Below are 1,449 nucleotides of genomic sequence, written 5' to 3'. Positions count from 1 at the left end.
TGGTGAGGTGCGCCGGTGGGTGGGGGATCGGTTGCCGGAGTTCATGGTTCCCTCGGTGGTGATGGTGTTGGATGGGTTGCCGTTGACGCCCAACGGCAAGGTGGATCGAAAGGCGTTGCCGGCGCCGGAGTTTGTGTCGGCGGTGGGGTATCGGGCGCCGCGTGATGGGCGGGAGTCGGTGTTGGCGGGGTTGTTCGCTGAGGTGTTGGGGTTGGCGCGGGTGGGCATCGATGACGGGTTTTTCGATTTGGGTGGGCATTCGCTGACGGTGACGCGGTTGGTGGCGCGCATTCGGGCCGAGCTGGATGTGGAGGTGGCGATCCGGGCGGTGTTCGAGGCGCCGACGGTGGCGCGGTTGGCGGATTGGTTGGACGCCCACAGTGCTCACCGGGTGCGGGCGGCGTTGGTGGCGCAGCGGCGGCCGGCGCGGGTTGGGTTGTCCTATGCGCAGTCGCGGTTGTGGTTTTTGCACCGCTATGAGGGGCCGTCGGCCACCTACAACATTCCGTTGGCGTTGCGGTTGACCGGGCGTCTGGATGTGGCGGCGCTGGGTGCGGCCCTGGATGATGTGGCCGAGCGGCATGAGAGTTTGCGCACGTTGTTCGTCGAGGTCGATGGCGTGGCGTATCAGCAGATTTTGCCCGACGCGACGGTGCCGCTGATCATCACCGACTTGGCGCACGCACAGCCGTTGGCTCAAGCCGTCGACGAGGCCGCGGCGTATCGGTTCGAGCTGTGCACCGAAATTCCGTTGCGGGCCGCGCTGATCAGGGTGTCCGAGACAGAACACGCCTTGATTCTGGTGGTGCACCACATCGCCGCTGACGGCGCCTCGCTGGTGCCGTTGGCCCAGGACCTGGCCACTGCGTATGCCGCCCGTTGCGCTGGGCAGGCACCGGGCTGGGCGCCGCTGGCTGTGCAGTACGCCGATTACACGCTGTGGCAACAGCAGGTGTTGGGCGATGAGGATGACCCTGAGTCGGTGCTGGCGCGTCAATTCGCCTACTGGCGAACAGAATTAGCCGGAGTTCCCGAGCAGATCGTGTTGCCGCTGGACCGGCCCCGCCCGCCGCGGCAATCCTTCCGGGGCGAAGCGGTCTCGTTCAGTATGCCGGCGGGTGTGCGTGAGCGGGTCGAGCTTCTTGCCCGCGCAACCGGGACCACGATGTCGATGGTGCTACAAGCCGCCTTGGCGGTGTTGTTGCGCAAGCTGGGTGCCGGCGATGACATCTGCATCGGCGGGCCGATCGCCGGACGTACCGACGCGGCGTTGGCCGATTTGGTCGGGTTCTTCGTCAATACCTGGGTGCTGCGGGTGGACACCGCGGGCAACCGTAGCTTCACCGAGCTGCTGCAGCAGGTGCGGGCAAAGGCGCTGGCGGCATACGAAAACCAGGACGCCCCGTTCGAACGGCTGGTGGAACTGCTCAACCCGGCCCGCTCCACCGC

1 protein-coding gene is annotated in these 1,449 nt (G+C 66.5%); it reads left to right on the top strand.

The annotated features are described in order from the left end of the window. Positions 1 to 19: 19 nt before the first annotated feature. The coding region (locus tag AWC27_RS14735; protein WP_245847117.1) for a condensation domain-containing protein at positions 20 to 1,449 on the top strand (1,430 nt) is incomplete at its 3' end.

The organism is Mycobacterium szulgai (assembly GCF_002116635.1).
Classification (GTDB): domain Bacteria; phylum Actinomycetota; class Actinomycetes; order Mycobacteriales; family Mycobacteriaceae; genus Mycobacterium; species Mycobacterium szulgai.
The sequence above is the reverse complement of the archived record's forward strand: the minus strand, read 5'-3'. Positions and strand labels throughout refer to the sequence as shown.